The organism is Aromatoleum diolicum, from assembly GCF_012910955.1.
GTDB classification, from domain to species: Bacteria; Pseudomonadota; Gammaproteobacteria; order Burkholderiales; family Rhodocyclaceae; genus Aromatoleum; species Aromatoleum diolicum.
Genome location: NZ_WTVQ01000017.1, coordinates 78,791 through 104,601, shown reverse-complemented (window position 1 = coordinate 104,601; position 25,811 = coordinate 78,791). Strand labels below are relative to the sequence as shown.

Sequence of the window (25,811 nt, the reverse complement as noted above, 5' to 3'; positions counted from 1 at the left end):
CGGCGCGGAAGCTGGCGGTGGTCTCGAGCGTATCGAGCCGCGCCGCGCGCCAGCGGTAATACAGTTCCATGTGCGTTGTCAGGAAGGCCCCGTGCTCGCCCAATGCGGCCGTGTAGGCGGTCCACGCCGACGCGAGCGCAGCGTCGACCTCGAAGTCGATCCTGTCACGCGCTTCCAGTTCGCTGAACGGCACCAGCGGAACCCCGGCCTCGCGCGCAGCCTGGTACATGTGCAGCAGCGGAATCTGTGACAGAAGCGCCGCCTGTTTGCCACGCCCCTTGCCCTGGTCGCCGGGGGCATAACCGCCGCCGACGTCGGAATGTACGCCGGGGTAATATACCTCCTTGATATTGCCCTGCAGCCGCGTCGCCGGGAAATTCATGCGCAATTCGTGGGCCGAGATGAAGTGCCGTCCGCCGTGCACGCAATCCGGCAGCGGATCGAGGATCCGGTCCGCCCACCACCAGTGTCCGTCGAATACCGCATCGGGCAGCGGCAGGGTGCTCGCAATCGAGGCCGAGCCACCGACGCTCGCCACCGTGTCGAACACGCCCAGAAAGCTGATGCGTGCCTGGATGCCCGCAAGGCGTCCCGCGTCCAGCAGTTCGTCGAAGAGATGGCAGAAGGCCACCGCCTCCGCTGCCCCGCGCGAGAAGCCGAAGACCGAAATGGTCAGCGAAGGAATTGTCGGTTTCGGCGTCGCGCCGAGCGCTGCCTTGAGCCGTGCGAGGTGCGGGGCGAACCACTTCCGGTGCGTCATCACCGTCACCGGGCCCTTGCCGTTGCCCCGTTGTTCGATGCGGCCGATTTCACTGCCGTAGGACTGGGCAAGCTGGCCGGCATATTCGTCTTTGTAGAGCGGCTCCTGACGATAGGCTGTCATGTGGAGGGCATTCAAAACCTGAAGCAACCCCCAGACGATGCGCGGTTGGCCGCCCGTGGCGAACCTCTTGCCACCAGCAGTCTCGGTGAGTTCACCAATTTCCTTGAACGGCGTCCCCACGCCGGGGATGTAGTTACGGAAGTACCCCCTATCCTGCTTGTCGCCAGGAAAGGCGCGAAACAGGCGCACCACGTTGCTATGGCAACACTCTTCTGGCGCGAGTGGTTTGCTCGCCATCGGCGCGGGGATCTTCGTCCTCGGGTCGGACAGACCGATCCGCTTGCCGTCCCGGTCGCGTTCCTGGTTGTTGTTGGTGCCATCGAAGAACAGTCCAACGTGTACCGGGATGCTGCAGGGGGCGTCGGAGGCACTATCGCAACTCGCAAGCGCGATCGCGGAGTGCCCTTGCGCTGAAGGCTGGAGCACGGTCTCAGCAGGAAAAGGGGCGTTGGCAGGCGGGGCTAAGATCATGACGAATCACTTGACGGACTCGAGAGCAGCGGGTTTGGCCGGGGGAGGGATGGGGTGTTTCGGGTTTCGCGGGCCAACCCAGCTGACTACCACGCGTACCTCGTCGTTCGGGAAGAAATGCATATAGATGCTTCCCGTTTCGTTGTACTGCTCGATCTCGACGACCTTTTCCTTGATCACGTCTTTGATGCCCTCGGGCATGTTCCAGCGCACCAACACTTTCATTCCGGGATACCAGACGCGCGGGATCGACGTGCAACAGATATCCGCGACGCCAGCTCCCCAGGCCGGCATGTTTCCGCCGCCCGAGCCATCGACTGTCGCCGAGTAGATGTATTTGCCGGTGTGATTGACGATCCCCACCTGCGCCGTCGCAGTCGGACTTTCCTTTTTCGCCAGCACGGCGCAAGCGTTGAGGAACAGCGCACACGCGAAAACAAGTATCCATTTCATGTCGATTCGTCTCATTCTGGTCGGGTTGCGGTGAGGTTTGCGTGGGTACGCTATTCATGCGGCGGCTTCCTGCCAGAAGCCGGTCTGAAGGGTGCCGATCTCGGTGCGGTAATCGGCGCCCTGTCGGACGCGTTGCAGGAGGGCGGCCATCGCCGGGTGTTCGGTGAAGTCGTCGGCGAGGCATAGCGCGAGCACGCTGAAGTGCTGGCGCGCGCCCGCCGCGCTGATGCCGCACGTGCTGGCGATGACGAGGTGGCGGGCAACGCGATCGTGGCAGTCGAAGGGGCGATGCTGCCGCAGCAGGTCCGGCTGCGTATCGTGAATATTGGCGAGCACTGCGTCGGCTTCGGCGAGTTCCACCAGCCGGGCGAAGGTTGCATCACGAATCGGTAATTTGTCGCAGTCGGCAGGCTTGGGCGCCGCGCAGGCGCCGCCCTGCCAGCCGATCAGCGTACCGTCGCGGGCAGTCGACCACCAGTGATGGAACGGCGACAGCAGGTGTTCGCGGCGGCCGGGTTCGAGCGTGTCGATCAGGCCCGGCAAGACGCGCGTGTCGCCCCAGCGCACCGGCCACTCCAGGCTGTCGGGGGTGCGGGCGATGAGGTAGGGGCGCAAGTGATCCTGCAGCGCCGCGGCGGGCAAGGTGCAGGCCACGATGCTGAGCATCGGACGGCCCGCGCAGGCAGCGAAAATTTCATGCAGCCAGGCACTTTGTTCGTCGGGCGCCGCGGGCGCCGTCAGCAGGTGCGGCGCCGCCGCTTCGAGCCCGTGCAGCGCCGTGCCGTCGTACAGCGAGTACTTCGGCCGCCGTGACCATTTGCGCGCGCCGAGCAACGCTTCGTCAAAGGCATCGTCGACCAGCGCGAATACGTGTAGCGGCGCGTCGACGATCGCGCGGCGCAGTTCGGCCAGTGCGTGCGAAATCTGCAATGGCAGGGACGCGTGAGGCGGTTCGATGGCGAAGTACATGGTTCGATGTCAGGCGGCGGCCGGAGCGACGAAGGGGCTGCCGCTACGCAGTGCTGCCAGCATGCAGGCCTTGCACACACTTTGCGGCATCTGCGGCAGGGGGTACGTGGTCTTTGCCGGTCCGCTGAAACTCTTCCTGCTCGCATGCACGGTGATTGTGCCCGGGCATTCGACGGTGATGCCGCCGTCGATGGTGATGGAGGCGCCGCCTTCGACCGCGAGCACGATCTTCTTCGCCGCGGCGAAGTCGATGTGGGCGCTGGCGCTGACGAGCTTGAGGTCCTTGCGCGACTGCAGCTTCAGTTCGTCGCTTTGCGCCTGCAGATCGATGTCGCCCTGCGCGGCGATCAGGCGGATGCCGGTGTTGGCGTCCCCGGCCCGGAGCGCGCCCGCCAGGAGACCGATGGCCTGGCCGGTGTGGATGCGGGTGGCGCCGGCGACCGCCAGGTTGGTGTCGGCGCCGCTCATCAGCGTGGTGGTTTCGCCATTGGCGAACTGCAGGCTCTGGCCGGCCATCATGCCGATGCCCGCCTTGGCGGCCTGGACGATCGCGGCGTCGGTGAGCTGCGGCACCTTGTCGCGCCCGAGGGCGGTGTTCTTGGTGGCGGCGTCGCGGGTCGCCCGGGTGAAGTCTTTGGCATCGACCATGCCGCTCGCGACTTTCGCGAGCGCCTTGAGCGGGGCGGCGTTGGGGTCGATCACGCTTTGCTGCGCGCCGGTCGTGCCGATCGCCGCCGCGAGTTGCACGGTCTGGTGGGTGGCGGCGGCCTGGCTCAAGGTGTCGGCGAGCGTGCACGCCTGTTTCATGAGGGCCATGCCGGGGGCGAGATCGCCCGCGGGCGCGGCTTTGTTCTTGTGGGGCCAGGTGCTCAGCGTGATGCCGCGCCCGCCCCGCAGCGCCCCCCAGGCGTCGGTCCGCAGTTCCACTCCGGTGCCGCGGAAGGAGCCGCGGTAGTTGTCGGCCTGATGGACGAGGTGGCCGAGGTTGAGTTCCGAGGCGTACTGGGTGGTCTTCAGCTGGATGCGCTGCTGCTGGTCGGTGTCGTCGAAGAGCAGCTGGCTGTAGCCCGTGCCGCCGAATTCCTTGGTCTTGAAGCCGCTGAGCGCGGCTGCGTGGCGGTGGCTGGCGGCCGCGGCGCCGTGCCAGGCGGGGCTGTGGCCGCCGCTGCCGTGACCGACGAGATTGCCCTGGCCGCTCGGGGCATGGTCGGTGGCGGCATCGAAGACCGCGGTGTCGCGCTCGCGGGCCGGTGCGCCGCCCGGCGTGGGCGCGACGCCGCCTTCGCCGCGGCCGTTGTAGAAGGCGCCGAGCACCAGCGGACGGTCGATGTCGCCGCCGAGGAAGGTCACCAGCACTTCCTGGCCGATGCGCGGCAGCCACTGCCAGCCCATGCCGGCGCCGGCCTGGCGGCTCGCTACCCGCACCCAGCAGCTGCTGCGGTCGTCGGGCGTGTCGCCCTGCTGCCAGTGGAAGCGCAGCTTGATGCGCCCGAGCGCGTCGCACCACAGCTCGTCGGCGCCGTTGGGCGTGGTCTCGCCCTGCGGGCCGACGACGATGGCGCTCATCGGCCCCGGCGCGGTCGGGCGCGGATTCATGCGCGCGCCGGTGTCGTCTGCGAGCAGCGGGCGCCACGGGATCCGGCTGCGCTGGGCGTCGAAGACGTTGGCGTAACCGCGCTCGGCGGCGAGCGCCAGGGCCTCGGGCGGCAGCGTGCGCGGGGCGCGGACGGGGGCGACGGCGTCGCCGGTGTCGAGCGCGGCCGCGTCGTCGTGCGGCAGTTCCGTGGCGGCCAGCCGCGCGGCAATCGCCGCGATGCGCTCGGCGCCGAGGTTGTTGATGCCGACGTGGGTGATGTCGAGCAGGCTGAAACGCCGCGTGTCCGCCCCTTGTCCCGCCGCGACATCGGCGCGCGCGTCGAGCGGGGCGCCGCTGAGTTCGAAACAGGTGCCGGGGCGGAAACTGCGCACCGTGCCGCGGCCGAGAAAGGTCTCGGCGCGGGCTTCGGCCGCTTCCATGACGAGGCGCTGGTGGCGCTCGGCCTCATCGCTGCTGGCGAAGGCATCGGGGCCGGCGTAGTCGTAGCGTTCCAGCCGTGGCGCGTGGGCGCCGCCGAGGGCGTGGGCGGTGGGCACGCTCGCGGCCACCGCGCGCTTGGACCGGTAGTCGTAGGCGAGCGCCGTGGCGAGCCCGATCGAGAAGCGGCGGCGGGCGCCGAAGGCGACGATCGCGTCCTGCGCTTCCTGCGAGTCGGCACGGTGGAAGCGGATGCCGCGCCCGCCGTTGGCGTGTTCGGACTGGGCATCCTCGGCAAAGCGGGTGCTGTCGGCGAAGAGGCGCAGGCGGTGGCGGGCCGGGGCCTGCGCGTCCTCGTCGATGCACCAGCCGAGCCCCTCTTCGGCGAGCAGGCGCGACACGAAGGCGTAGTCGGATTCGCGGTACTGCACGCAGTAGCTGCGCGGGCGCGTGTCGGCGAGGAAGGCCGCGACGTCTTCGCTCCAGTGCCAGGCGGCGTGCGTCGCGTAGCCGGCGAAGACGGCGTCGAGGATGTCGACGACGGATTTTTCCTGGAACACGCGGTTGTGGCGCCCGCGCGTGAGCAGCCAGGTCCACGGCACCACGGTGAGACGGTAGCGCGCAAGGCCGCCGTCGGCGCCGAGCTTGAGGACCGCCCGCACCAGCCCCGAGCGCTTGACGTGGCTCCCATCGGATACCGTGGCGCGCAGCGTGAGCGCCTGTCCGAGCAGGCGCTGCGGGTCGATGAAGGCGTCGGGCGAGAGCGTGTCGATGACGAGTTCGAAGCCCCCCGAGAGCGCTTCCCGGCCCCACCAGGCTTCCACCTGCAGGTCCGGGGCGGCGCCGTGCCAGCTCAGGCCATACAGGCGGGTTGCGGCAGAGAACGACGTCACGGCAATGTCTTTGGAATTTATCGAGGCCGCAATGGTACCCGAGTTAATGCCAATGGCAATATTTCAGGGGCGGCGGCAGTTCTGGGAAGCCACTTGCATTCAATTTCGCAGACGAACGCCTCGCGTGCCGCTACGACAAGGGGAGGATTTCCTTTCCTTTATCGCGCGTTGACGAAAAGCGGCGCGTTCGATCCGAGGTCTGCAGCTTTTCGCGCACGCAACACGGCACCGCCGCATTGCGCACGCAATCACCGGCGCACTCAGCCGTTGCTCGGAAACGCGAATTGCGCCTTTTCGATGCCTGCCATCGCCCAGCGTTGCGTCATCGTCTTGCGCCGTGTGTAGAAGCGCACCGCGTCGGGTCCGTAGGCGCACAGGTCGCCGAACAGCGAGCGCTTCCAGCCGCCGAAGCTCTGGCACGCGACCGGCACCGGCAGCGGCACGTTGACGCCGACCATGCCGACTTGCACCGCGTCGCTGAAGTGCCGCGCGACCGCGCCGTCGCGGGTGAACACGCAGGTGCCGTTGCCGAACTCGTGCGCATCGATCAGGCGGATCGCCTCGTCGAGGCTGCGCACGCGCACGATCGCGAGCACCGGCCCGAAGATCTCTTCACGATAGACGCGCATCGTCGGCCTGACGTGGTCGAGCAGCGTGCCGCCGAGGAAAAAGCCCTTCTCGTGTCCGGCAAGCTTCAGCCCGCGCCCATCGACGACCAGCTCCGCGCCTTCCTCGGCGCCGAGGTCGACATAGCTGCGCACCTTGTCGCGGTGCGCGCCGGTCACCAGCGGCCCCATGTCGAGCCCGCGTCTGTCGCCGTTGCCGATCCTCAGCGCCTCGACCTTGGGCTTCAGGCGTTCGACCAGCGCGTCGCCGACCGCATCGCCGACCGCGACGACCACCGAGATCGCCATGCAGCGCTCGCCGCAGGAGCCGTAGGCCGCGCCCATGATCGCGTTGACCGCGTTGTCGAGGTCCGCGTCAGGCATTACCACGGCGTGGTTTTTCGCCCCGCCCAGCGCCTGGATGCGCTTGCCGTGCGCGGTACCGGTCGCGTAGATGTATTCGGCGATCGGCGTCGAGCCGACGAAGCTCACCGCCTGCACGCGCGGGTCGGTCAGCAGCGTATCGACCGCTTCCTTGTCGCCATTGACGACGTTGAACACGCCCGCCGGCAGGCCCGCTTCGGTCAGCAATTCAGCGAGGATCAGCGAGGTCGACGGATCCTTCTCCGAGGGCTTCAGCACGAAGGTGTTGCCGCAGGCGATCGCCATCGGGAACATCCACATTGGCACCATCGCCGGGAAGTTGAACGGCGTGATGCCGGCGACCACGCCGAGCGGCGGGAATTCCGACCACGAGTCGATCTCCGGGCCGACGTCGCGGCTGTGCTCGCCCTTGAGGAATTCCGGTGCGCCGCACGCGTATTCGATGACCTCGATGCCGCGCGCGAGCTCGCCGTGCGCGTCCTCCCACACCTTGCCATGCTCCTCGACGATCGCCGCGACGATGCGGTCGGCGTTGCGTTCCAGGAGTTCCTTGAACTTGAACAGCACGCGCGCGCGCTTCAGTGGTGGCGTCTTGCGCCACGCGGGAAAAGCGTCGGCCGCGGCGGCGATCGCCTGCTCGACGGTAGTCTTCGCGGCCATCGCAACCTGGCGCACCGGATGGCCGAGGGCGGGGTTGAACACCGGCTGCGCGCGATTGTCATCGGCGACGCGTGCGCCGGCGATGTAATGTCCGAGGATTTCCATGGCGGCCTAGTCTCTCTCTCAGTGGATTGGATGTGGTTGTCGCGCTCAGGCGAGGCTGCGCAGCGCCTGGCGCACGGTGTCGACGATGCGCCCGAGTTCGTCGGCCGTCGAATCGAGGAAGGGCGAGAACTGCACGACGTCGCCGCCATTGCGGATGACCACCCCGGCCTCGAAGCACTTCAGGAACACGTCGAAGCCGCGCGCGCCCACGGCACCTTCGCGCGGCGCCAGTTCGACGCCGCCCATCAGGCCGAAGTTGCGCACGTCAATCACGTGCGGCTCGCCCCGAAGCGAATGGATCTCCTCCGCGAAAACGGGTTCCGTTGCGCGCGCACGCGCGAAGCTGTCTTCCTCGCGGTAGACCGCCAGCGTCGCGAGGCCCGCCGCGGCTGCGAGCGGATGGCCCGAATAGGTGTAGCCGTGGAACAGCTCGACCATGTGCTCGGGGCCCTGCATCAGCGCATCGAAAATGCCGTCGCGCACGATCACTGCGCCCATTGGTACGACGCCGTTGGTGAGGCCCTTCGCGGTCGTGATGATGTCTGGCGTGACGCCGAAGCGCGTCGAGGCGAAGGGCGCGCCGACGCGGCCGAAGGCGGTGATGACCTCGTCGAAAATCAGCAGGATGCCGTGCTTGTCGCAGATCTCGCGCAAGCGCTGCAGATAGCCGAGCGGCGGCACCAGGATGCCGGTCGAGCCCGCCACCGGCTCGACGATCAGCGCGGCGATGTTGGAGGCGTCGTGCAGCATGACGAGGCGTTCGAGATCGTCCGCGAGATGCGCGCCCCATGTCGGCTGACCGCGCGTGAACGCCATGTCGCCGGCGCTGTAGGTGTGGCGGATGTGATCCACGCCGGGAACCAGGTTTGCGCTGAAGGCCTTGCGGTTCGGCGCGATGCCGCCGACCGAAATGCCGCCGAAGTTCACTCCGTGGTAGCCACGCTCCCGGCCGATCAGGCGCGTGCGCTGCCCCTCACCTCGCGCGCGGTGCCAGGCCAGCGCGATCTTCAGCGCGGTTTCGACCGATTCCGAGCCGGAGTTTGTGAAGAACACCTTGCCCATGCCCGCCGGTGCCAGCGCCGCGACTTCGCGCGCGAGCGCGATGGCCTTGTCGTTGGTGACCTGGAAGCCCATCGCGTAATCCAGCGTCGCGACCTGCTCCTGCACTGCGGCGACGATCTTCGGGTGGCAGTGGCCGAGGCCCGAAGTCCACAGGCCGGAGAAACCGTCGAGCAGCTGACGTCCGTCGTCGGTGGTGTAGTAGTGGCCGCGCGCCGCCGTGATGACACGCGGGGATTTCCAGAAGCTGCGATTGGCGGTGAAGGGCAGCCAGAAGGCCTGATCGTGGGGCATGCGGAGCTCCGGAGAGTGAAGTGCTCATCCTAGGCGCAAGGCTGGGTGCAAAAAACTACAGATCACGTACGCAAGGTTTCGATTGAATGAAACAATAACCACATGAAACCCCGCGCACTTCTCGCCAGCCTCGCCGAAGCCGATCTCCGCCTGTTGCGAGTCTTCATCGCCATTGCCGAGTCCGGCGGACTGGCAGCGGCCGAGTTGCGCCTCAATATCAGTCGCTCGGTGATCAGTCGCCATCTCAAGGACCTCGAACTGCGTCTCGGCGTGCGCTTGTGCGAGCGTGGGCCCGCCGGCTTCGCGCTGAGCGAGGAAGGGCAGGTGGTGCTCGACGCCGCGCGCCGCCTGCTGGCGCAGATCGAGCATTTCCGCAGCGAAGTCGCCGAACTGCATGCCGGCATGCGCGGCGAGCTGAACCTCGCGATGTTCGACAAGATCGTCTCGAATCCCGCCTGCCGCCTCGCCGAGAGCATCGCCGAGTTTGGCGCCGAAGCGCCGGCGGTGACGCTCAACGTGCATGTCGCCGGCAGCAGCGAGATCGAGAAGGGTCTCCTCGAGGGGCGTTTCCACGTCGCCGTGCACCCCTTCCACCGCGCCAGCGAAAGCCTCGTGTCGGTGTCGCTGTTCGACGAATTCCTGCCGCTCTACGCGGCCCCGGGGCACCCGCTGCTCGGCGGTGCGCAGCCGCCGGACGACGCGGCACTGCGCCGCGCGGCCTTCGTCGGCCTCGGTTATCACTCGCCCAACATGGAGAGCTTCTGGCGCCTCGGCCTGCAGCCCGCCGCGCGCGCGTTCGAGCAGGAAGCGAGCGTGTTGCTGATCCGCTCCGGGCGCTATATCGGCTTCCTGCCCGATCACTACGCGCGACCGTTCGAGGAGCGTGGCGAACTGGTCCGTCTGGCGTCGGAAACGTTGCGCTACGCCTGCGAATGGCAGGCGTCGGTGGCGCGCAACCCGGCGCCCGGTCGCATCGCGCGGCGTTTCATGGAAATCCTCGTGGCGCGGCACGCAGGGCGCACGCCTGACTGACAGGCACCTCTTTTTTTATTTCTTGGGCATTACCGTGCATTGGTCGCCGGGTCTTGGCAGAATGACGGTCTGTATGACCGAGTGATTCGTCCCCGCGCTTCAGGAGATGCCATGACTTCACGTCTGCTCGACCCCGTCCGCCTCGGCGCGCTGACATTGCCCAATCGCGTGGTGATGGCGCCGCTGACGCGCTGCCGTGCCGACAACCCCGAAGCGGCGCCGACCGAGTCGATGGCCCGTTACTACGCGATGCGTGCCAGCGCCGGGCTGATCGTGTCGGAAGCGACCATCGTGTCGGCGCAGGCGCGTGGCTATCCCTTCACGCCAGGCATCTGGTCCGATGCCCAGGTCGCCGGCTGGCGCCGCGTGACCGATGCGGTGCATGCCGCGGGCGGGCGCATCGTCTGCCAGTTGTGGCACTGCGGTCGCCTGTCGCTGCCGGAGTTCCACGACGGCGAGCTGCCGGTGGCGCCGTCGGCGGTCAATCCGCAGTGGCAGATGTTCTCCTCGACCGGGCTGCAGAGCACCGTCACGCCGCGCGCATTGACACTCGAGGAAATCGCCGCGACCGTCGCCGATTTCGGTCGTGCCGCGCGCAATGCCGTACAGGCCGGCTTCGACGGGGTCGAGATCCATTCGTCGAACGGCTATCTGATCCACCAGTTCTTCTCGCCGATCTCGAACCGGCGCGAGGACAAATACGGCGGCAGCCACGAGAACCGCGCACGTTTCTTCTTCGAGGTGCTCGATGCCGTCACGGCCGAGCTGCCGGCGTCGCGTGTCGGCTTCCGCCTCAACCCGATGATGAACCGCTTCCACGGCCTGGCGGTCGATGCGGACACGCTGCCGATGTTCGAGCACGTCGTGAAGCGCACGAATTCCTACGGGCTCGCCTGGCTGCATCTGACCGAACCCTACCTGCCGAACCAGCTCGAAGGCGCAACGGGCGCCGTGCAGGAAGTCTGCCGCCACTTTCGCCCGCTGACGACGATGCCCATCGTCACCAACGGTGGCTTCGACCAGGCGCGCGGTGAAGCGGCGCTGGCCGCCGGCGTGTGCGACGCAGTGGCCTTCGGACGCCCCTTCATTGCCAACCCCGACCTCGTCGAACGCTTCCGTACGCAGACCGCGCTCAACGAGTGCGACCCCGGGACTTTCTATCAGGGCGGCGACAAGGGCTATCTCGATTACCCGCTGCTCGCCCGATAAGCTGTCGATGTGAATCAGGACACGTATTTTCATGTTGTATCCATGCTCCACCGCAATGCCCTGCAAGCCGCGACGGTGCTAGAATCCGCCCGGTAGATTGCATTCGTGAACAACTCAAACACACCAATCGAGGTAAAGCATGAACAAAGGTGAATTCGTCGAAGCCCTGGCCGACCGTCTGGATGTCTCCCGCGCACAGGCCGACCGCGCCCTGTCCGCCGTGCTGGACATCATTGCCGAGCGCATGGCCGCAGGTGAGAAGGTTGCCTTCACCGGCTTCGGCTCGTTCGAAGTGTCCGAGCGCGCCGAGCGTACCGGCCGCAACCCGCAGACCGGCGCATCGATCAAGATCGCTGCCTCGCGCGTGCCGAAATTCTCCGCCGGCGCCACCCTCAAGGGCGCTGTGAACGGCAACTGATCCAGCCGTTCTGCTCTACCGAAGCGGGGCTCGACGCCAGGCGGCGTCGAGCCCCGCTTTTTTTTCCTTTCCCGAAACGGCAAAATCGGCTACCATTGCGGTCGTTGTGCAATGCAGCAGTCGGTCTATTAGCAGGTCTTAACTCGCGGAACAGTGATTCCGCGGACCCAGCCGAGGGACTGTATCCACAGCCCCATCGCCCCCGACCCTCCCGTCGAACTCCATTCGTTCTTCTGATCGTATGGCATCGCGAATGCCGGTTGGTGCCGATGCGCGGTCGTTTTCCGTCTGACGGAATCCGGCCGGCCCAAGCCCATCGCGCGCTTGCCGCCACCGCGTCCCCTATGGGACGGTGCGATGCTTTTTTATTGGCCCGCTTACCCGGGCCCGATCCCGTTGCGACCACCCGTTGCGACGGAAACACTAGGAAGAACCCATGACGTTCAAGGAACTTGGCCTCCACGAATCGCTGCTGCAGGCTATCGAAACCACCGGCTACACCGTCCCGACTTCCGTACAGATGCAGGCGATCCCCGCCGCGCTGGCCGGCGCCGACCTGATGGTGTCCTCGCACACCGGTAGCGGCAAGACCGCCGCATTCACGCTGCCCAGCCTGCATCGGCTGATCGACCGCAAGCCGGCTCCCGGCGCCGGTCCGCGCGTGCTGGTTCTGACGCCGACGCGCGAACTCGCGCAGCAGGTCGAGAAGGCGGTCAAGACCTACGCCCGCAATCTGCGCTATCTGAACACCGCCTGCCTCGTCGGCGGCGCACCGTTCTTTGCCCAGGCGAAGCAGCTGTCGCGTCCCGTCGACATCATCGTTGCGACCCCCGGCCGCCTGCTCGACCACCTGAATCGCCGCAAGCTCAAGCTGTCGGATATCGAAGTGCTGGTGCTCGACGAAGCCGACCGCATGCTCGACATGGGCTTCGTCGACGACATCGAAACCATTGTCGCCGCGACCCCGGCCAGCCGCCAGACCCTGCTGTTCTCGGCAACGCTCGACGGCGTGGTCGGCAACCTGGCGAGCAAGATGCAGCGTAACCCGCAGCGCATCGAAATCGCCCCGACGACCGAGAACCGCGCCAACATCGAGCAGCGCCTGCTGTTCGCCGACAACATCGTGCACAAGAACCGCCTGCTCGAATCGCTGCTCGGCGGTGCCGACCTGCAACAGGCAGTGGTGTTCACCGCCACCAAGCGCGGTGCCGAAGAGGTGTCGCTGAGCCTGCAGGAAAAAGGCTTCTCGGCCGCGGCGCTGCATGGCGACATGCATCAGACCGCGCGTAACCGCACGCTCGACAAGCTGCGCCAGGGCCGCATCGGCGTGCTGGTCGCGACCGACGTCGCCGCGCGCGGCATCGACGTCGCCGGCATCAGCCACGTCATCAACTTCGACGCACCGCGTCAGGTCGAAGACTACGTGCACCGTATCGGCCGTACCGGCCGTGCCGGCCGCGACGGCATCGCGATCACCTTTTCGGGGCCGCGCGAGATGGGCATCATCCGCGCCATCGAGCGTTTCACCGGCAAGCCGCTGGCCGTGCACGTCATCGAAGGTCTGGAGCCGACCCAGCGCCCGTCCTCGCCGCGTCGTCCGTCGACCGGCGGCGGCGGCAAGCCGGGTTTCGGCGGCCGTTCGTCCGGCGCCCCGTCGTGGGGGCGTGATTCCCGCGAGGGCCGTCCGGCGGCGAGCAAGGGCTGGACGTCCGAAGGCGCGAGCGGTCGCGGTGGCTTTGGCCGCGATGCGAACGGTGGCGCTCGCAGCGAAGGCGGCCGTTTCGGCAGCGACCGTCCGGAAGGTGCGCGTCGTCCGCGTCCGGCTGCACGTGGCTGATTGATTTTCCTCCGGTAGTTGTGGGGGAAGCGGGCCCGGGTGGCGCATCCAGCATGCGCGCCCGGGCCCGCTGCGTTCACGGTGGTGTCATACTTGGCGTTTGCAGCGGCGACGCGCCGGCACGGCGTGACGTCAGGCAAACCCACTATGGAGGAGCCGTTTCCCATGTTCGAACACGTCGACGCCTATCCCGGCGATCCCATCCTTACCCTGGTTGAAACCTTTCACCAGGACCCGCGCCCGCAGAAGGTGAACCTCGGTATCGGGCTTTATTACGACGAGGAAGGCCGCATTCCGCTGCTCGGTTCGGTGCAGAAGGCCGAGGCCGTCTATGCCGCGACGCCGACGCCGAGGCCCTATCTGCCGATGGAAGGCGCGGCCGACTACCGCGCCGCGGTGCAAAAACTGCTGTTCGGCGCCGACAACGCAGCGCTCAGGGCCGGCCGCATCGCGACCATCCAGACGATTGGCGGCTCGGGTGCGCTGAAAGTCGGCGCCGACCTGCTGAAGCGCTATTTCCCGGGTAGCGACGTGTGGGTCAGCAGCCCGACCTGGGACAACCACCGTTCGATCTTCGAAGGCGCCGGCATCGCGGTGCACGACTATCCCTACTACGATGCGGCGACTGGCGGAGTGCGCTTCGACGAGATGCTGGCGACGCTGCAGACGCTGGCGCCGCAGAGTATCGTGCTGTTGCACCCGTGCTGTCACAATCCGACCGGCGTCGATCTGTCGCAGGAACAGTGGCGGCAGGTGATCGCGGTTGCCGCGGCACGCCGGCTGATCCCCTTCCTCGACATTGCCTATCAGGGCTTCGGCGACAACCTCGACGACGACGCCTACGCCATCCGTGCGATGGCCGATGCCGGCGTGAGTTTCTTCGTCAGCAACTCGTTCTCGAAGAACCTGTCCTTCTATGGTGAACGCTGCGGCGGATTGTCGGTGGTGTGCAAGGATGCCGAAGAGGCCGCGCGCGTGCTCGGTCAATTGAAATTCACGGTGCGCCGCAATTACTCCAGCCCGCCGCTCCACGGTGGCCGGATCACTGCCGCGGTGATGAACGATGCCGGCCTGTACGCGCAATGGGTGGGCGAGGTGGCCGAGATGCGCGAGCGTATCAAGGCGATGCGCCAGAAGCTCTATGACGTCCTGTGCGCCAAGGTGCCGGGACGCGATTTCAGCTACTTCATCAAGCAGCGCGGCATGTTCAGCTACACCGGACTGACGCCGCAGCAGGTCGATCGCCTGCGCGAGGAATTCGCCGTGTATCTGGTGGGTTCGGGCCGCATGTGCGTGGCGGGCCTCAATAATCGCAATGTCGATTACGTGGCGTCGTCGATGGCGGCGGTGCTGAAGGACTGATTTCTTGCGATATTGCATGCGGTCCGGCAAAACCGGACGGCATGCAACAGGGTGATCAGCGCTTGCCGGCTTCGCGCGCGGCGTTCACTTCCACGGCGCGCAGCGTCGCGGCGAGCTTGTCGAGTACGCCGTTGACGAAGCGGTGGCCGTCGGTGCCGCCGTAGCTTTTTGCCAGTTCGATGGCTTCGTTGATGATGACGCGGTAGGGTGTTTCGATGTTGTGCTTGAGTTCGTGCGTCGCGAGCAGCAGGATCGCGCGTTCGACCGGCGACAGCTCATTGACCGGGCGGTGGATGAAGGGCGTGAACTCCTCCTGCAGCGCCTCGACGTTGGCGAGCGTGCCGCGCAGCAGGCTGATGAAGAGCTCGCGGTCGGCCTTGTCGAAACCCGAGACCTGCGCGACGTGCTCCTCGATCACCGGCATCGAGTTGCCGGACAGCAGCCACTGATAGATTCCCTGTAGCGCGAATTCGCGCGCCCGGCGGCGGGCAGCCTTGCCGCTCATTTCAGCAACCGCAGCAGTTTGGCCATCTCGACCGCGGTGCGCGCGCAGTCGGAGCCTTTTTCCTGCATGCGCGCGAGCGCCTGGTCGTCATCCTCGGTGGTGAGGACGCCGTTGGCGATCGGCAGGCCGGTGTCGAGGCCGATGCGGTTGATGCCGGCCCCCATTTCGTTCGAGACCAGTTCGAAGTGGTAGGTCTCGCCGCGGATCACCGCGCCGAGGGCGATAAGGGCATCGTAGCGGCCGCTGCGCGCCATGATCTGCAGCGTCAGCGGGATTTCCAGCGCGCCGGGCACGGTGGCGATGCGGATCAGATCGGGGGCGACGTTGAGGCGCTGCAGTTCGGCGGTGCAGGCCGACAGCAGGCCTTCGCACACGTCCTGGTTGAAGCGGCTCATGACGATGCCGATGCGCAGGCCGCGGCCGTCCAGGTCGGGTTCGAATTCGGGGATGTTGTCGTAGCGTGCCATAGCGGGTTCTTGAGTGACGAATGGCCGGGTGCGCGGGGGCGCCCGGTGGATGAAAGGTGGCGTGAAAGCCGGCCGGAAGCGGTCGTCAGACGGGCTCGACGAAGCCCGTGATTTCCAGGCCGAAGCCGGCCATGCTCGGAATCTTGCGCGGACTGGACAGCAGCCGCATCTTGCCGACATTGAGATCGCGCAGGATCTGGGCGCCGACGCCGAACAGGCGCGCGTCCCATTTCGGCGGCTGGTATCCGTCACCGGTCAGGCTCGCGAGAAGTTCGCTGCCCGATTGCGGGCGGTACAGCAGCACGATCACGCCCTGCTCGGCCTGGGCGAGGCGGGCGAGCGACTGGTTGACCGGGAAGGTGTGGCGGGCGCTTTCGGCGTCGAGGAAATCGACGACCGAGATCGGCTCGTGCACGCGCACGAGGGTCTCGCGCTCGGAACGGATATCGCCCTTCGACATCGCGAAATGCACTTCGCCGGTGGTCTTGTCCTCGAACGCGAACAGACGGAAGCGGCCGTGCGGGGTGTCGACGTCCTTCTCGGCGACGCGCTTGATCAGGTGCTCGTTCGAGGAGCGGTACTGGATCAGGTCGCGGATCGCGCCGATCTTGAGGCCGTGCTCCTTCGCGAACTCGACCAGGTCCGGCAGGCGCGCCATGGTGCCGTCGTCCTTGAGGATTTCGCAGATGACCGCGGCGGGTTCGAGGTCGGCGAGGGCGGCGAGGTCGCAGCCGGCTTCGGTGTGGCCGGCGCGGATCAGCACGCCGCCGTTCTGCGCCATCAGCGGGAAGATGTGGCCGGGCTGCACGATGTCGGAAGGTTTGGCGTGGCGCGCGACGGCAGCCTGCACGGTGCGCGAGCGGTCGTGCGCGGAGATGCCGGTGGTGACGCCTTCGGCCGCTTCGATCGAGGTGGTGAAGGCGGTGCCGTGCGGCGAGCGGTTGTCGCGCACCATCAGCTGCAGGCCGAGCTGGCGGCAGCGCGCTTCGGTGAGCGTCAGGCAGATCAGGCCGCGGCCGTACTTCGCCATGAAGTTGATCGCTTCCGGCGTGACGTGTTCGCCGGCAAGCACGAGATCGCCTTCGTTCTCGCGGTCTTCTTCGTCGACCAGCACGACCATGCGGCCGGCGCGCATTTCTTCGACGATTTCGGTGATCGGGGACAGGGCGGTCATTGTGCGGACTCCTCGCGCCAGGCGAGCATGCGTTCGACGTAGCGGGCGATCAGGTCGATTTCGAGGTTGACCCGGCTGCCTGCTTCGAGCTGTTTGAGATTGGTGACGGCGACGGTGTGCGGGATCAGGTTGATCGAGAACTCGTCGCCGTGCACGCGATTGACGGTCAGGCTGACGCCGTTGATGGTGACCGAGCCCTTGCGCGCGATGTAGCCGGCCAGTGCGGCGGGGGCGCGGATGACGAGGTCGTGGCTCTCGCCGACCGGGGTGAAACTCAATACGTCGCCGACGCCATCGACGTGGCCGGTGACGAGGTGTCCGCCGAGACGATCCGCCAGACGCAGTGCCTTTTCGAGGTTCACTTCGTTGCCCACTTCATCGAGGCCGGTGGTGCAGTTGAGCGTTTCGCGCGATACGTCGAACTGCACGCGCGAGCCGTCGAGGGCCACCACGGTCAGGCACACGCCGCTGTTGGCGATACTGTCGCCAAGCTGCACGTCGGTGAGGTCCAGGCCATCGGCGTTAACGGTCAGGCGTACGCCGTCCTGCAGGGGTTCGATGCGTTCGATTCGGCCGCAGGCGGCCACGATTCCGGAAAACATGGGGGAGGTCGCGCGAGTGATGGAGGGGCAATTGTAGGCGATGCGCGGCGAAATGCGGTGAAATCGCCGCGCCGGACGCGGCGTGGGTCAGCGCAGCGCGCGATCGAGCACCGCGCCGAAGGGTTCCGCTTTCATGAAGCCGACCACGCGCAGGCCGTCGCGCTCCTTGCCCGCAGCGTCGAAGAAGATCGTGCCCGGCGGCCCGAACAGGTTGAAGCGCTTGAGCAGTGCCTTGTCGTCGTCGCTGTTGGCGGTGACGTCGGCCTTCAGTAGCAGCATGCGGTTCATGCGCGCCTGCACCGCGTTGTCGCTGAAGGTGAAGCGTTCCATCTCCTTGCACGACACGCACCAGTCGGCGTAGAAGTCGAGCATCACCGGACGGTCGGCGGTGGCCAGGCGTGCGTCGAGTTCGGCGACCGAGGCAACTTTTTCGAAACGCAGCGGCTGGCTGGCCGTGGCCGACGAGACTTCGGCGCGCAGCACCGCGAGCGGCTGCAGCGGGTCGCGCGAGCCGGCCAGCGCGCCGACCAGCATTGCCGCGCCGCCGATCAGCAGTACCACGCCGACGCCCTTCCAGAAGCGCTGCCAGCCCTTGGCGTGGCTGGGCAGCGGGTCGATGGCGTGCAGGAAGATGCCCGAGAACACCAGCAGCGTGGCCCACGCGAGCATCGGCAAGAGTGGCGGCACGACGGGGGTCAGCAGCCACACGGCGACGGCCAGCAGCATCACGCCGAAGGCTTTCTTGATGCCTTCCATCCACGGGCCGGCCTTGGGCAGCACCGAGCGTGCGGCGACGCCGACGGCAATCAGCGGCGCGCCCATGCCGAGCGCCATGACGAACAGCGCCAGCCCGCCGAGGGGGGCATTGCCGGTCTGGGCGATGTAGAGCAGCGCGCCGGCGAGCGGCGCGGCGACGCAGGGGCCGACGATCAGCGCCGACAGCACGCCCATTGCCGCGACGCCGCCGAGGTTGCCGCCTTGCTGATGACTGGCGGTGGAGGACAGCCGGCTTTGCAGCGCGGTGGGCAGCTGCAGTTCGTAAAAACCGAACATCGACAGCGACAGCAGCACGAACACCAGCGCGAAGGCGCCGAGCACCCAGGCGTTCTGCAGCGCCGCCGACAGCATCGTGCCGGACAGCCCGGCGGCGACGCCCGCGGCCGCATAGGTGATGGCCATGCCCAGCACATACACCAGCGACAGCGTGAGCGCGCGCCCGCGCGAGATGTGGTGCCCGTGGCCGACGATGATGCCGGAGAGGATCGGAATCATCGGGAACATGCATGGCGTGAAGGACAGCAGCAGGCCGAAGCCGAAGAAGCTCAGGAGCACCAGCGGCACGCTGGCGTTGCGCAGCATGCCCGCGATGCGGCCGCTCTCGTCGCCATCGACGGCAGCGTCGGCGCTCGTCTTGGTCGCGGCGCTGTCGTCGCCGGAGAGCAGGCCATCGAAGAAATTGCCGCCGGTCTTGACCGGTTTCGCGAGCAGGTCGATGTCGGCGTGCTGCTCGTTGGGCGGGTAGCAGATGCCGCCGTCCCAGCAGCCCTGGCTGGTGGCGGTCAGGCGGAACATCGTCACGCCGTCCGGCGCCGTCACCGGCAGCAGGATCTTCACCATCTTGCGGTAGGTCTCGACCTCGCCGAAGAACTCGTCCTGCTTGATCTTGCCCGGCGGCCGCTGCGGCGTACCGAGCGTGACGCCGGCGGGATCGGCGCGGAAGCGGAATTTGTCCCCGTAGAGGTAATAGTCAGCGGCGATCTTGATGGTGACTTCGACCGTCCGGGCATCGAGCGCCTGCGCGGACACCACGAAGGCTTCTTCCGGGCGCATCGGCGAATCCGCGGCTTGCGCGGGGGTGGAAAGGGCAAACAGGCTCGCGAGCAGGGCAATCAGGGACAGGAGTCGGTGCATGGGGGGCGGGTAGGGGCGTTGCAGTTGGGCTGGATTGTAGGACGGCTGCAGCGGCGGGCCTTCGATTTGGATCAAGACAAACCGGATTCGGAAGCGCGACAGGCGCGCGGAAGCCGTGCGCCTGTCATGAATCGGGCGGGGCCGTCGCGTCCCCGGTGGGTGCCAGTGCAGTCTCTGCGGCTATCCAGTCGAGGTACGCGGGCAGACCCCGCACTATAGGGACCGCGACGATTTCGGGAAGTTCATAGGGGTGAAGCTCGCGGATCGCCGCCTCCAGCGCCGGGTAGCGATCGCGGGTGGTCTTGATGAGCAGCGGCACCTCGTCCGCGGTCTCGATTGTCCCCTGCCAGCGGTAAACCGAGCGGCACGGCGCCAGCATATTCACGCATGCGGCAAGTTTGCGTTCGACGAGTTGCGCAGCAAGGGCACCAGCGTGCTCGGCGTCGGGGCAGTTGGTGAGGACGACAAGCGCTTCGGTCATCGGGCGTCTCCGCGGCAGGCAATGGCCAATTGTCCCAGACTCGCGGGGCGGCGGGGCGGGTGATGCGGGGCGACAGGGATCGAAAGCTGATCGAAAGCTGATGGGCGTTCAATGCCTTCCGTGCCCGTGCCGCAAGGTCGGTGTTGCGGGTCACTACAGCTAATAATGGAGGAGCACACATGCATCGGAAAACCCTGCCGGCAACCGTCATTGCCCTGGCGCTTGCCACCCCGCTGGCCGCCCAGGCGCAGTCGCCGGCGCCGTCCAACTCCAACGTGACGATCTACGGCCTGATCGACATCAACCTCGCCGTCGAGCGGGCCGGAAGCCAGCGGCGCACCGGCGTCGATCACAGCGAACTCAACGGCACGCGCTTCGGCTTCCGCGGCAGTGAGGATCTCGGCAACGGCTTGAAGGCGATCTTCACGATGGAGGGGGGCTTCGATCCGTCGGCCGGTGGCTCCGAGCAGGGCGGACGCCTGTTCGGCCGCCAGTCCTTCGTCGGGCTCGAGGGCGGCTGGGGCCGGGTGACCCTGGGGCGCCAGTATTCGCCAGCCTTCGTCGCGATCGACCCGTTCGATGCGACCGGCAGCGCCGACCGCAGCCCCGGCCTGTTGTCACGCAAGGCCGGCAGCGTCAGGCCCGCCTATGAGGTGCGTTTTGACAACATGGTGAAGTACCGTTCGCCCGAATTCGCCGGGTTCTCGGCCGACGTCGGCTACTGGCTGGGCGAGAAGAACGGGTCGAGCAGCGACGCGCGCCGCGAAGGCAACGGCTGGGGCATCGCCGGCCTGTACAAGAACGGCCCGATCGCCGGCTCGCTGGTGACGCAGTCGATGCAGCGCGACGCCACCGGCGGCAAGGTGCGCACCGACGGCCTGGGCTTCTCCTACGATTTCGGTCCGGTCAAGGCCTACCTCGCCTACACGCGCGACAAGGAAAGCGGCAGCCAGGGCGACGGCAAGGCGCGCACCTACGATATCGGCGCCGAGATCAAGGCCGGTCCGCAGGGCACGGTCGCGATCAGCTACGCGAACCGCAATGAATCGGAAGACGCCGCGGGTGAAGATGCTCACGGTTGGTCCGTGTATTACCTGCACGATCTGTCAAAGCGTACTACTCTATATACGGGTTACTCGCAGCTCACCAACAAGGACAACGCGAACTACGCGATCGGCAATCTGACACCGGCGGCGGGCGACGATCCGCGCGTCGTGATGGCGGGTATCCGGCACAAGTTCTAAGCAAGAAGAACGACGTTTCTCCTCGGGTGTCTTCGACAGGCACCCTTCTGCGACCCTGAATGGCGGAGTCTTTCGCTGCTCGGGGTCGTTTTTCGTTTACCGGCCGCTGATGTCCCGGCCGCGTCTGCGCCGCTTGCGCTGTCCCTTCGTGCCCCATTCATGTGTTTGCGTCGTGCAGTGTCGCGCCCGCAGCGAAAGCGTTCCGAAAGGCGCTTGCCGCAGCATCGGTACTCACACAAGAACCCATCCCACGGAGACAGCCACAATGCAGATCACCGGAATGCTTCACGGCGCGAATTTGCTGCGCTTTGCCGACTTCCCCGCCGCCGAGGTCCTCGGCCCAGACGCCAGCGAGGAGGCGATCAAGGACCTGATCGAGCGCCACGGCTCGGTGTTCGTCAAGCCGGTGTTCAAGGGCGGCGTCGGCAAGAAGGGCAAGGCCGGCCTGATCGGCCGCGCGAAGGACCTGAAGAGCGCGCTCGCCGAGAAGGAGCGCCTGTATTTCGTCGAGCACCGCCACGGCAACCAGGTCGCGAAGGCGAACGGCGTGACTTTCGAGGCGGCGGTGCCGGCCGAACATGAGGTGTATTTCTCGATCACCGACGCGACCCAGTTCCGCGCGCCGACGATGACCCTGACGCATTGCGGCGGCATGGACATCGAGGAGCTCGATCGCACACAGGTGGCGCAGATCCCGTTCGATCCGCTGACCGGCCTGAAGGCCTTCGTCGTCGCCAACGCGCTCGCCGACATCGGTGCGCCGAAGGAGATCATCTCGCCGCTGGTGCAGCAGCTCCCCAAATTGTGGGAGCTGTACCACGACTTCGGCATGACGACGCTCGAACTCAACCCGATCCGCATGCGCCCGGACCGCCGCGGGCGACTGACGCCGGTGGCGTGCGACTTCAAGTGCGGTTTCGACCGCGACGACCCGCGCTGGCACCGGCTGAACCTGCCGGCGCATTTATTCGCCGCCGACTATTCGGATTTCGAGCAGGAGATCAACCAGCTGCGCACGCACCAGGGGCAGAGCGACGTCTATGTGATCAACGAGCACGGCACGATTCTCGCGCCGACCTTCGGCGGTGGCGCGAACTCGCTGGTCACCGAAATGCTCGGCGACGACGCGATCATTTCGTCGGACTTCGGTGGCAATCCGCCCTACGAAAAGATGAAGTCGGTCGCGGCGATCTGTTTCAAGCACTGGCTCGCGCAGTCGAACGTGCTGTTCGTGATCGGCGGCAAGTCGAACAACACCGACATCTTCGAGACCTTCCGCGCGATGGCCGATGCGCTGCGTGAGCATTTCAGCCGGAACGGCCCGACCCCGCTGTATGTGGTTGTCGGCCGCGGCGGTCCGAACCTGGTGCGCGGCATGGGCGTGATGCGCGATACCTGCGAGGCGCTGGGCCTGCCGTATCGCCTGTTCGGCTTCGACTCGGCGATGAGCGAGGTCGTCGATTACGCGCGCGAAGTGAACGAATGGATGAAGGCCGGCGGCCGCGAAGTGGTGGCACGCAGGCTCGGCATCACCGCGGCGACGGCCGTCTGAACGCGTAGAAGAATTCAAGGAGACAGGCATGTACCAGCAGGGTGTGGGCGATTTCAAGTATTACGTGGGGATCAGTTCGCTGTCGCAGATCGCGACGCAACACGATCGGGTGTGCGTGCTGAACATTCTCGGCGGCGAGTCGAGCGAGGTGACGCCGGTCGGCCACGCGTGGTCCGGCGGCAACGTCGTGTTCGGCACCTCGCCGGGGCGGCGCGGCCAAGTGCTGGAGACGCCGGCCGGCAACATCCCGGTCTACAACAGCGTGCGCGAGGGCCTCGACGACGGCCACCGCTTCAACTGCGGCGTCGTCTATCTGCCGCCGTCGGCCGCACGCGATGGCGTCGCCGAACTGATCCGCGTGAATCCGGAACTGAAGAAGATCTTCATCATCACCGAGAAGATTTCCGTGCATGACGCACGCGAGATCCGCGCGATGGGCCAGCAGCACGGCATCGACATCTTCGGCGCGAACTGCCTCGGGGTGGCCGATGCGTGGAACCAGGTGCGCATCGGCGGCGCGCTCGGCGGCGACAGTCCGTCGGATACGCTCAAGCGCGGCTCGATCGCGGTGCTGTCGAATTCCGGCGGCTTCACGACGACCATCGCGCAGTATCTGCGCATGGCGGGCTGGGGTACGACGACGCTGGTGTCGAGCGGCAAGGACGTTTACATCCACTACGCGGCGCCCGAGTTCGCGTTCGCGCTCGCCAACGACGCGCGCAGCAAGGCCGCAGTGCTCTATTGCGAGCCCGGCGGCTACTACGAGCGCGACGCCGAGTTCACCAAGCCGGTCGTCGCCTGCGTCGTCGGCCGCTGGAAGGCCAAGCTCACGCGCGCGGTCGGCCATGCCGGCGCGATGGCGGGCGGCCACGACGACGCGGCGGCGAAGGAACGCTGGTTCATGGAGAAGTTCGGCGTCGATGGCCTGTACACGCCGGAGAATCCGGTGTTCTCGGCGAAGGGCGCGGTCGTCACGAATATCGCGCATATTCCGGCGGCGCTGACCGCGGTGATGCGCGCGAACGCGACGCTGCCGGACTTTGCGCCCGAAGGCACGATGGAGCTCAAACCGTGGTTCGGCGCGAACCTCGGCATCGCGCTGCCGGAAAAGCTCGACCTGCCGGTCGTTGCGGCGGGCGAGCCTTACCGCGCGCAGATCGCTGCGCTTGCGAAGCAGGTCGGCGCGGTGTTCCCGCGCGAGACGCTGAAGGACGCATCGGGCGCGTCGAAGATGGATCCGAAGACCCAGGTGTCGAGCCTGCACGGCTTGAGCGTGCTGGAGGCGGCGCGTCTGCCGCTGGAGGCGAACGTCGGCCTCGCGCTACTGCGCGAAGCGGGCGGCGACAACGACCGCAAGCTGGTCAATGTCGCGCTCGCGGCTTGCGTGAACCTCTATGGCGATCCGGCGCTTGCCGCCGCGGTTGCCGCGCGGGACGCGGGCAATGCGCCGAACTCGGTGCTCGCCTCGGCGCTTTCGATCGTCGGCCCGAAGCGCGCCGAACGGGCGCGCGCAATCGCCGCTGCGTTCATCGAGCGCTTCAGCGAGGCCGGGTTGCGCGATGCGCTCGCCGAGGATTTCAACGTTGGTGCCCTTGCCGACGACGAGGCGCTCGTCCGTCTCGTCGCCGCCGACGTGCCCGACACGCGGGCGGATGCGATGCTCGCGGGGCTCGATGCGCGTGCCGCGCGCTCGGTGTTCGTGCGCTATCTGCGCAGCCTCGGTCGCCCGGTCAGCGCCGACGCGGTGCTTGCCGCGGTGACGACGACCTTGGCGTGGGGGCCGCTGATGCGCAAGCGCGTGTCGCGCCTCACCGTCGAGACGTTGCCGTGGTGGATGCGGCTCTTCGGCACGCTGATCGGCGCCTCGACGGCTGCCGACCGTCACCGGCCCGAGAGCTTCTGCGGCATCCCGATGGAAAAATTGCTCGGCGAGGCTTCGATCACCGAGGTCGCTTGCCGAGCGCTGCTCGACCGTGCCCCGGACGCTGCGGACCTCTTCGCGTTCCAGACGTTGGTCGGCATCCTGCTGACCAACGGCCCCGGAACGATCTCGGCGCAGGGTGCGAAAGGCGCGGTGTCGGCCGACGGCCCGGAGTCGCCGCAGCGCGTGCAGCTCAACAAGGCACTCGTCGGCTTCCTGACGCATACCGGCTACGCACACGGCGGCAACGGCTTCGAAGGCGTGCAGTTCCTGATCGGGCAGTTCCGCGACAGCGCGCTCGCCGATCCCGGCGATCCGGCGCATGGCATCGACCTCGCGGCGCTCGCGCGGCGCTACGCCGACGACTACGCGCATTACAAGGCGGGCGCGAAGTCCGCCGGCAGCCTCGACGTGCGCAAGATCCCGGGCGTGAATCACCCGGTGTTCAAGGACCGGCCGGTGAACGTCGATCCGCGCGAGGTGTTCATCCGTGATCTGATGGACGCGCGGGGCGAATCCAACGTGTTCCACGACTTCTACCGCACGCTGGTGCGGGCGCTGCACGAGGCCGGCGTGTCGCGCACGGTGTATTGCGTGAATATCGACGCGGTGATCGCCGCGCTGCTGCTGAAACTGACGTGGAAACCGTGGCGCGCCGGCGAGATTGGCGAGGCGGCGCTCGAGTCGGCGGCCTTCACGGTGTTCCTGTACGCGCGGATGCTGGGTTGCGCTGCCGAAGTCGACGATCACCTCAATCGCGGTCGTAATATGGATACGCGCACGCCGGCTTCGCAGTGCCGCTTCGTCAGCTGAGGCGTGTGCCGCGTGCGGCGGACTGTCCGGTCCGTCGCCGTGGCGGATTTCCCGCGTTCCTACCGATTTTGTCCGGAGATATCCATGAAAGAACACCCCGCAGGCACCCCGCGCGGTGAGCCCGCGATCCGCACCATCGCGATGCCCGCCGACGCCAACCCCGCCGGCGACATCTTCGGCGGCTGGCTGATGGCACAGATGGACCTCGCCGCCGGCAACGTCGCCGCGCGCCGCGCCCGCACCCGCTGCGCGACCGTGTCGGTGGACCGCATCACCTTCCTGCAGCCGGTGTTCATTGGCGACGAGGTGAGTCTCCACGCCGAGATCACGCGCATCGGCCGCACGTCGATGACGATCCAGGTCGAAGCCTGGCGACGCTCGCGGGACGGCGAGGAGCGGGTCAAGGTCACCGACGCGACTTTCGTGTTCGTCGCGCTCGATCAGGGGGGGCGCCCGCGCGTCATCAGCGCGGGTACTGGCGACGCCGCCTGAG

General features: G+C 67.0%; 21 protein-coding genes. 9 read left to right on the top strand and 12 right to left on the bottom strand.

What is annotated here, in order from left to right; translation table 11 throughout:
• The 6 genes from GPA25_RS11890 to aptA form a co-directional block, all read right to left on the bottom strand.
• On the bottom strand, positions 1-1,309 hold a 1,309-nt coding region (locus GPA25_RS11890; protein WP_211163077.1), incomplete at its 3' end, for a T6SS phospholipase effector Tle1-like catalytic domain-containing protein.
• 51 nt (positions 1,310-1,360) lie between these two features.
• On the bottom strand, positions 1,361-1,807 hold the full coding sequence (locus GPA25_RS11885) for a DUF3304 domain-containing protein (RefSeq protein WP_169260604.1): 447 nt from the start codon (positions 1,805-1,807) through the stop codon (positions 1,361-1,363).
• A gap of 54 nt (positions 1,808-1,861) precedes the next feature.
• Positions 1,862-2,776: a DUF4123 domain-containing protein gene (locus GPA25_RS11880; protein ID WP_169260603.1), complete on the bottom strand. Its 915-nt coding sequence runs from the start codon at positions 2,774-2,776 to the stop codon at positions 1,862-1,864.
• A 9-nt stretch (positions 2,777-2,785) separates the two neighbouring features.
• Positions 2,786-5,683 (bottom strand): type VI secretion system tip protein VgrG, encoded by a 2,898-nt coding sequence (locus GPA25_RS11875; protein ID WP_169260602.1) that lies wholly within the window; start codon positions 5,681-5,683, stop codon positions 2,786-2,788.
• Between the two features lie 260 nt (positions 5,684-5,943).
• Complete coding sequence (locus GPA25_RS11870) at positions 5,944-7,437, bottom strand: CoA-acylating methylmalonate-semialdehyde dehydrogenase (RefSeq protein ID WP_169260601.1); 1,494 nt, start codon at positions 7,435-7,437, stop codon at positions 5,944-5,946.
• 45 nt (positions 7,438-7,482) lie between these two features.
• Positions 7,483-8,790: an omega-aminotransferase AptA gene (aptA, locus tag GPA25_RS11865; RefSeq protein ID WP_169260600.1), complete on the bottom strand. Its 1,308-nt coding sequence runs from the start codon at positions 8,788-8,790 to the stop codon at positions 7,483-7,485.
• Positions 8,791-8,892: 102 nt separating this feature from the next.
• Between aptA and GPA25_RS11860 the strand changes: the two genes are divergently transcribed.
• The 5 genes from GPA25_RS11860 (at position 8,893) to GPA25_RS11840 (ending at position 14,648) form a co-directional block, all read left to right on the top strand.
• Positions 8,893-9,822: a LysR family transcriptional regulator gene (locus GPA25_RS11860; protein ID WP_169260599.1), complete on the top strand. Its 930-nt coding sequence runs from the start codon at positions 8,893-8,895 to the stop codon at positions 9,820-9,822.
• A 111-nt stretch (positions 9,823-9,933) separates the two neighbouring features.
• On the top strand, positions 9,934-11,031 hold the full coding sequence (locus GPA25_RS11855) for an alkene reductase (protein WP_169260598.1): 1,098 nt from the start codon (positions 9,934-9,936) through the stop codon (positions 11,029-11,031).
• A gap of 139 nt (positions 11,032-11,170) precedes the next feature.
• Entirely contained in the window at positions 11,171-11,449 is a 279-nt protein-coding gene (locus GPA25_RS11850) for an HU family DNA-binding protein (RefSeq protein ID WP_169260597.1), read from the top strand.
• Between the two features lie 436 nt (positions 11,450-11,885).
• The gene (locus GPA25_RS11845) at positions 11,886-13,286 is read left to right on the top strand and encodes a DEAD/DEAH box helicase (protein ID WP_169260596.1); all 1,401 of its coding nucleotides are present in this window, start codon (positions 11,886-11,888) and stop codon (positions 13,284-13,286) included.
• Positions 13,287-13,451: 165 nt separating this feature from the next.
• Positions 13,452-14,648, top strand: a complete 1,197-nt coding sequence (locus GPA25_RS11840; RefSeq protein WP_169260595.1) for an amino acid aminotransferase — start codon at positions 13,452-13,454, stop codon at positions 14,646-14,648.
• A 55-nt stretch (positions 14,649-14,703) separates the two neighbouring features.
• Here the strand turns inward: GPA25_RS11840 and nusB are convergent, their stop codons facing one another.
• The 6 genes from nusB to cutA all read right to left on the bottom strand — a co-directional run bounded on the left by nusB (position 14,704) and on the right by cutA (position 19,788).
• Positions 14,704-15,153, bottom strand: a complete 450-nt coding sequence (gene nusB, locus GPA25_RS11835) for a transcription antitermination factor NusB (protein WP_169260594.1) — start codon at positions 15,151-15,153, stop codon at positions 14,704-14,706.
• The gene (gene ribH / locus GPA25_RS11830) at positions 15,150-15,620 is read right to left on the bottom strand and encodes a 6,7-dimethyl-8-ribityllumazine synthase (protein ID WP_169260593.1); all 471 of its coding nucleotides are present in this window, start codon (positions 15,618-15,620) and stop codon (positions 15,150-15,152) included. Before ribH ends, nusB begins: the two co-directional genes overlap by 4 nt.
• An 85-nt stretch (positions 15,621-15,705) precedes the next feature.
• On the bottom strand, positions 15,706-16,794 hold the full coding sequence (gene ribBA / locus GPA25_RS11825; RefSeq protein WP_169260592.1) for a bifunctional 3,4-dihydroxy-2-butanone-4-phosphate synthase/GTP cyclohydrolase II: 1,089 nt from the start codon (positions 16,792-16,794) through the stop codon (positions 15,706-15,708).
• Entirely contained in the window at positions 16,791-17,396 is a 606-nt protein-coding gene (locus GPA25_RS11820) for a riboflavin synthase (RefSeq protein ID WP_169260591.1), read from the bottom strand. Before GPA25_RS11820 ends, ribBA begins: the two co-directional genes overlap by 4 nt.
• A gap of 87 nt (positions 17,397-17,483) precedes the next feature.
• Positions 17,484-19,307, bottom strand: coding sequence for a protein-disulfide reductase DsbD (gene dsbD / locus GPA25_RS11815; protein ID WP_169260590.1), 1,824 nt, complete (start codon positions 19,305-19,307; stop codon positions 17,484-17,486).
• A 124-nt stretch (positions 19,308-19,431) separates the two neighbouring features.
• A complete protein-coding gene (cutA, locus tag GPA25_RS11810; RefSeq protein ID WP_169260589.1) occupies positions 19,432-19,788 on the bottom strand; it encodes a divalent-cation tolerance protein CutA in 357 nt (118 codons plus the stop codon).
• Between the two features lie 179 nt (positions 19,789-19,967).
• Here cutA and GPA25_RS11805 point away from each other — a divergent pair, with 179 nt between their 5' ends.
• The 4 genes from GPA25_RS11805 (at position 19,968) to GPA25_RS11790 (ending at position 25,810) form a co-directional block, all read left to right on the top strand.
• A complete protein-coding gene (locus GPA25_RS11805) occupies positions 19,968-21,032 on the top strand; it encodes a porin (protein WP_169260588.1) in 1,065 nt (354 codons plus the stop codon).
• Between the two features lie 265 nt (positions 21,033-21,297).
• A complete protein-coding gene (locus tag GPA25_RS11800; RefSeq protein ID WP_169260587.1) occupies positions 21,298-22,584 on the top strand; it encodes an ATP citrate lyase citrate-binding domain-containing protein in 1,287 nt (428 codons plus the stop codon).
• A gap of 28 nt (positions 22,585-22,612) precedes the next feature.
• Positions 22,613-25,318, top strand: coding sequence for a CoA-binding protein (locus GPA25_RS11795; RefSeq protein ID WP_169260586.1), 2,706 nt, complete (start codon positions 22,613-22,615; stop codon positions 25,316-25,318).
• A gap of 84 nt (positions 25,319-25,402) precedes the next feature.
• Positions 25,403-25,810 (top strand): acyl-CoA thioesterase, encoded by a 408-nt coding sequence (locus GPA25_RS11790; RefSeq protein WP_169260585.1) that lies wholly within the window; start codon positions 25,403-25,405, stop codon positions 25,808-25,810.
• Position 25,811 lies beyond the last annotated feature (1 nt).